This window comes from Sphingomonas populi, from assembly GCF_004208535.1.
Lineage (GTDB): Bacteria > Pseudomonadota > Alphaproteobacteria > Sphingomonadales > Sphingomonadaceae > Sphingomonas > Sphingomonas populi.
The window spans coordinates 1-5207 of record NZ_SGIS01000095.1 but is presented as its reverse complement, the minus strand read 5'-3'; the positions used below and the strand labels follow the sequence as shown (position 1 = coordinate 5207).

The window sequence follows — 5207 nt, the reverse complement described above, 5'->3', positions numbered from 1 at the left end:
TGCGCAAGCAGCAGTTCGTTCTTCTCGCCTTCGGTCAGAACATGAAGCGGGGGTGGCGCCATCCGAAGCTTGAATCACCCACCGCCGCTCCGCGCAAGCCCCTTTGGCCAACCACCTGAGCAGTTACACGAGAAGAATATGACTCTTTATGAGGTCTTGGTCGGCGCCGATCAGCGACCCTCTAATTTCAACGTATACTATCGATTACACTTGCTTAGGTGGTTTTCGGCGGAGCTCCGCTCCGACGCTAATCCAAAGGGAATATCGGTATTTTTGAGCTTTCCGTGCGGCATTTTCCCAGTCGCAAACGGTGATCGTTGAAATTAAATCGTGGTAGCGGAAAGGGTTGTCGGGGGGAGGTGAGCATATTCCGCTGCGGTTCGGACACGCCAATGTGGCGGTATCTGGCGCCTCGCGCTGTGCCACCGGCTAAGTAGCCTTCAACAAGGTCAACAAGGTCAACGTGTCTACTGAAAGCGGAAATAGCGCCCGTGCTGACCTCGCCGGTAGAGTTGACTTCGTCGCCAATTCAATCACTTTCGCGTCTTCGGCCCAAGAGGGTCGAATCGGGGGGGAGATGTCATGAATAGGTCGTTGGTTGTGCTTTCGAGCGCAGTCGTTCTCGTGTGTGCGCCTTGCGTTGCCCAAGTCGGTCCCGCGCCTGCCACAACTCCGGTCTTGCAGGCCGGCGTCGCGCCTGACAACGTTCTGCGTACCGGCACGGAAGTGCAGCTCAAGCTGGCCGAGCCGCTGACGACAAAAAAGAAGGCACTTCTTGTCGGCTATCATTTTCAGATGGAAGTGGCCGAAGCCGTCTCGGTGAACAATCAGGTCGTCATCCCGGTCGGCAGCCCCGCCACGGGCGAAATCACCGAAGTTCGCAATAAGGGCATGTGGGGCAAGTCCGGTCACGTGACGGCGAGCATTCTCTATGTCCGCGTCAATGGCCGCCAGATCCGGCTCAACGGCACGTTCGACGATAAGGGTGTGACCGGTACGGCTGGCGTCGTTGCTGCTATCGCCTTCGTTCCGGTCGCCGGCTTCTTCACAACCGGGACAAGCGCTAACATCCCGACCGGTTCTCAGGTGAAGGGTTTCATTGCCGAGGACGTGCCGCTCGTGTTCGCGCAGGCCGCGCCGACCCCGATGACTGTGCAAACCGCAGCGGTGCCGGCACCAGCCTCGACGCCGGGTATCGTCCCGGCGGTAGCAGTAACAGCACCAAAATAACGCGTGCAGCGACCACCATTCAACAACGGGAGAAAGTTGATGCGTATCCTTCTAGCGGCGGTGCTTGCCTGCGCCGCAATCTGTCCGGCGGCGGCCCAGGTCAACCCAACCGCAGTCATGAACGAGGATGTCGGTGTGCCGGTGTTCCCTTACGACATCACCGACCGGCCCTATACGGTGCTGGGTGAGGTTAAGGCTGGCGTGCGCAAGGCGACCGCCTTCAGCAAGTCACCATCGCAGAAAAAAATCTACGCCGAACTCTGGGAGCGTGCGAAGAAGCTTGGCGCGGATGCGGTCATCAGGGCGAGCTACGGCGACGCGCACGTCTCCGCATTCAGTTGGGGCAAGGCGAACGCGACCGGCACCGCGATCAAGTTCACGCACTGACATGACCGCTCCCCGGCTGATGATCGCTGCGGCGTTGCTGTCCGGCAGTTTCGATGCTGCCGCGCAAACGCCCGCGTCGGCTCCGATACCCGCAAGCGCGCCGCATTGGGTGAAGGGGACTCCGGTCCGGCTGATGGTTCTCAACGAGATCAACAGCCGGCAGGCCAGGGCTGGGGAGCGGTTCAAACTGCGCGTCGATGCGCCTGTTATGATCGACAATGTCGTCGTTATCCCGGTCGGCGCGACCGCGTGGGGCGAGGTCATCGCCGCTCACGGCACCAGCGCGGCCGGCGGGCGAGGGCGCCTGAGCGCTCGGTTACTTTTCGTTGATACGCCGAGCGGTCGTGTCGAACTCAGCGGAACGCTCGGGCAAGAGGGCAAGAGCAATTCGTCTGGCGTCGTGCTCGGCTTGATCGGCTTCGGTCTTCCGGGCCTGCTGACGAAGGGCGGCAACGCGACGTTCAAAGCCGGTGACATCCTGATTGGCTATATCGAACAGGGCGACACTCCGCTCAGTGCGCCGCTGCTCGTAACGCCAGGCTGATCGAGCGGAAGGAAGTGCATCTGCACTCCTCCTGCCCAAGCATTATCAGCGGCAGATGCGCACGCGGTGATGATGGCGCCATTCCGTGCGGCAACGCTGGCGCCCATGACCCCAGCCACGGCGATCGTCACGCCCATAACTGCGACGGTCGTCTCGGCGATCACGCATATCGCGGCGATCATCATGCCGGCCGCGATCGTCGCGAATGTCACCGCCCCGATGATCCATCCGCTGGGCGCCGCGTGGCGGGAGCGATCCGTTGTTCATCTGGGCCGACGCAGCGCCGGACATGCCGATACCAGCAGCCATAAAGCCGGCGGCGATGATATGGGTGATCTTCATTTGAAATCCTCTCGGACCCGAATGGGCCTGTTGAGGGGATACAATCGGTGAGCGGCACGGTTGCTGAACGTCGGAGCGGGGCTTTGTTCAGATAGGGTGTGGTTCTGATGACGCCTTGGTCGAGGGTGCCGCCGTTTTGAAGCGACCGCTCGCCAAAACGAACGAGATCGACGCTGAACTGCTTGCCGACCGCACCATGTCGCGTGCAGGGTTTGGGAAGGCGGCTCGCGGGCAGCCGACGCGTTACGAAAATCACGAGCAAATGGTGGGCGAGGCTTATGATCGACATCGCCCAGGCACGGACGATGCTCCTGACCAAGGGACCGGCGATAGCGGCCGACATTGGAGTCAACTTCGTGCTGCCATACGTGATCTACAGCTACGCGGCTCCGGTCATCGGAGACGTAAAGGCGCTCCTGGCATCTTCGGTCCCGCCGATACTGTGGAGCGTCATCGAGTTCATCCGTCGTCGTCGGCTCGACGCGGTCTCGCTCCTCGTCCTTGCGGGCATTGTCCTGTCGCTGCTCGCCTTCATAGGAGGTGGTGGCCCTCGCATGCTCCAGCTTCGCGAGAAGTTGGTGAGTGGCGTGATTGGCATGGTATTTCTGATCTCGGCCGCGATAGGCCGGCCGCTTATGTACGAGTTGGCCCGTGCCGGCATGGCGCGGCGCGGCTCTGCGGACTCGAATCATCTGTATGATCTGCCCGACGATCGCGGCTTCCGACGGTCCATGATAGTCATGACGGTCGTATGGGGTTTCGGATTGATCCTTGATGTCGCAATCGGTGCTGCGCTCGTCTTCAGTCTGACGATCAAGGAGTATATGATCGTCAACTCGATCGAGGGCTATGCGCTACTGGGTGGCCTGATCGGGTGGACCTTCTGGTACGGTCGGCGATCGCAAACCGGGAACGAAGCGCTCCGGGAGGCAGAGGTGGAACAGCTTTCTATTGCGCGGCGGCCTGATCGCATTCAGCCACCGTTACGGGTAGAGCAGCAATCAGAGTGACGAGAGTGAGGCGCTATGACCGGTCCGATAGAGGGACGTTGGCTGATCGACTTTGGCAACGACGGCCCGACCGATCCGTCCGGCAACGAGATTGTGCTGGGCGGCGGCGTGGTGGCGCTGGCTCATCACGGTAAGCCAATTGGCCGATACGATTTGAAGCCTGGAGAGTTGACGATCACGCTGCCGATGCCGCCGATAGCTGGGGAGGGCGAGTGGCAGATGATCGCGCGTTTTGCGCTGCCGGACAATCTCGACCCCCACGTAGATCTCATCGGCATGATGCAGGGCATCAGTTCGGATGGCGACACCCTGGATCATCCTTGCATGCTTCGTAGGAGGGCGGCTCAGGCTTGAACAGCGACGACGCGTTTGCTGGGGTTCACGGGGACGGGGTCCATTCGCCACCACCGTTCGGCTGGCACCACTGCCGAGGTTCGGATTGGACTTGTGTGCCATGTTCGACGATCGTCGTGTAGACGTTGCGGCAAGACCGATCCGGATACGCTCGGGCAGCCGCTCAGCACGCGACGATCATCCACACGCGGCTTACCGCGCGCGTCGGTCGGAAGCAGCTGCTCGATCCGAGCCCATTGCGTATCGGAAAACCAAAAGAAATCAGCCATCTCACCGCCTCCTCGATGGCGCAGTGAATCACGATCGGGGGGCAAGGGAACCCATTATTGGGTCCGGACCCTGAGAATGGGGGCAGTGATTGCACGGCAGCTATGAGGTCACGCTCGCATTCCAAGCGCGGCGCTTCCCGGATCACTTGATCGCGATGGAGCGAACCAGCAAGCTTTGGGCGAAGCGGAAAGCTGCGGCTGAACTGCTCAGCCTGATAAATATCTGAAGGCTGGCGTTACTATGCTGCCCGCTAAGCGCCTCTGCGTTGATGAAGAGCCTCCATTCCCCATTACGGCCGACATCGGTCGCCAGCCTTTACGTCTCGCAAATGCTGCTTTTGCATTACGGAGTCTCCTTGTAGCTTCAGCCGGCGGCTTCCCCGCTATGGAGAAACAAATGAAACGGATCTCGCTAATGATGGTGGCTGCGAGCATTGCCGCTACGGCCGCAATTCCTGTGGAGGCGAAGGTTTGCCACACGTACGTGCGGGGCCATCGGGTTAAATGCCACAAGGCATTCCGGCCCAGCATCAATCTTAAGCGGAAGCACCCGGTGAAGGTCGTCCGTTGCCGCACTCACGTCGGCCATAACGTGAAGTGCTGATAGCCTGAACGCAAAGCCGCACTCGCTTTCAAACGCGAGTGCGGTGCGCGCTGATTTACACCATTATTTCCGCCGCAAGAACATGTATCTTGCTTTACCTTGCACCTAGCCGTGCGGGCGATGGCCCGCGTGAATATGTAAAGAAAATCGGATTTTCTTATCATGTTCCGCGAACATGTAAAACTTGGACTGGTTTTGTCACTTAGCGACCGGATCGGCCACCGACCTGTAGAAGTGCCTGCTGCGATGTTGTTGTCGAACCGACGGTTTCTCTCTTGCTTGATGATCGCGGCCGCCGCTGGGATCGTTACTGGCAGTACCCCATGTGCGAATGCCGATGGGTAACTGCTCACCTGGTTGGTGAGTGTTGTGGTGCTCAGGCGACGACGAAGGTGCCGTCGACGAGGTCGCGGATGGCGCCGAGAGCAGATTGTCCTGTGAGCCGCGCAGTTCCGGTGACGGAGCGA

General features: G+C 60.1%; 6 protein-coding genes and 1 pseudogene. 6 read left to right on the top strand and 1 reads right to left on the bottom strand.

Annotated features, from left to right (window positions below):
* The first annotated feature begins 678 nt into the window (after nt 1–678).
* From EWE75_RS25890 to EWE75_RS23740, 6 genes are all read left to right on the top strand, one after another.
* Nucleotides 679–1230, top strand: coding sequence for a hypothetical protein (locus EWE75_RS25890; protein ID WP_345789407.1), 552 nt, complete (start codon nt 679–681; stop codon nt 1228–1230).
* Nucleotides 1231–1269: 39 nt separating this feature from the next.
* Nucleotides 1270–1617 (top strand): hypothetical protein, encoded by a 348-nt coding sequence (locus EWE75_RS23760; protein WP_130160523.1) that lies wholly within the window; start codon nt 1270–1272, stop codon nt 1615–1617.
* 1 nt (nt 1618) lies between these two features.
* Nucleotides 1619–2161, top strand: coding sequence for a hypothetical protein (locus tag EWE75_RS23755; RefSeq protein WP_130160522.1), 543 nt, complete (start codon nt 1619–1621; stop codon nt 2159–2161).
* A gap of 105 nt (nt 2162–2266) precedes the next feature.
* Nucleotides 2267–2554: a hypothetical protein gene (locus EWE75_RS25225; protein ID WP_165388520.1), complete on the top strand. Its 288-nt coding sequence runs from the start codon at nt 2267–2269 to the stop codon at nt 2552–2554.
* A 227-nt stretch (nt 2555–2781) separates the two neighbouring features.
* The gene (locus tag EWE75_RS23745; RefSeq protein WP_130160520.1) at nt 2782–3513 is read left to right on the top strand and encodes a VC0807 family protein; all 732 of its coding nucleotides are present in this window, start codon (nt 2782–2784) and stop codon (nt 3511–3513) included.
* Between the two features lie 15 nt (nt 3514–3528).
* Nucleotides 3529–3867: a hypothetical protein gene (locus EWE75_RS23740; RefSeq protein ID WP_130160519.1), complete on the top strand. Its 339-nt coding sequence runs from the start codon at nt 3529–3531 to the stop codon at nt 3865–3867.
* A 158-nt stretch (nt 3868–4025) separates the two neighbouring features.
* Here EWE75_RS23740 and EWE75_RS25885 read toward each other — a convergent pair.
* Nucleotides 4026–4136, bottom strand: a pseudogene (locus EWE75_RS25885) (IS5/IS1182 family transposase); the annotation flags it as partial.
* Nucleotides 4137–5207 lie beyond the last annotated feature (1071 nt).

Excerpts from the sequence above, each read along its gene's own strand:
- EWE75_RS23760 (WP_130160523.1), top strand. The coding sequence starts at position 1,270 with ATGCGTATCCTTCTAGCGGCGGTGCTTGCCTGCGCCGCAATCTGTCCG.
- EWE75_RS23755 (WP_130160522.1), top strand. The coding sequence starts at position 1,619 with ATGACCGCTCCCCGGCTGATGATCGCTGCGGCGTTGCTGTCCGGCAGT.
- EWE75_RS25225 (WP_165388520.1), top strand. The coding sequence starts at position 2,267 with ATGACCCCAGCCACGGCGATCGTCACGCCCATAACTGCGACGGTCGTC.
- EWE75_RS23745 (WP_130160520.1), top strand. The coding sequence starts at position 2,782 with ATGATCGACATCGCCCAGGCACGGACGATGCTCCTGACCAAGGGACCG.
- EWE75_RS23740 (WP_130160519.1), top strand. The coding sequence starts at position 3,529 with ATGACCGGTCCGATAGAGGGACGTTGGCTGATCGACTTTGGCAACGAC.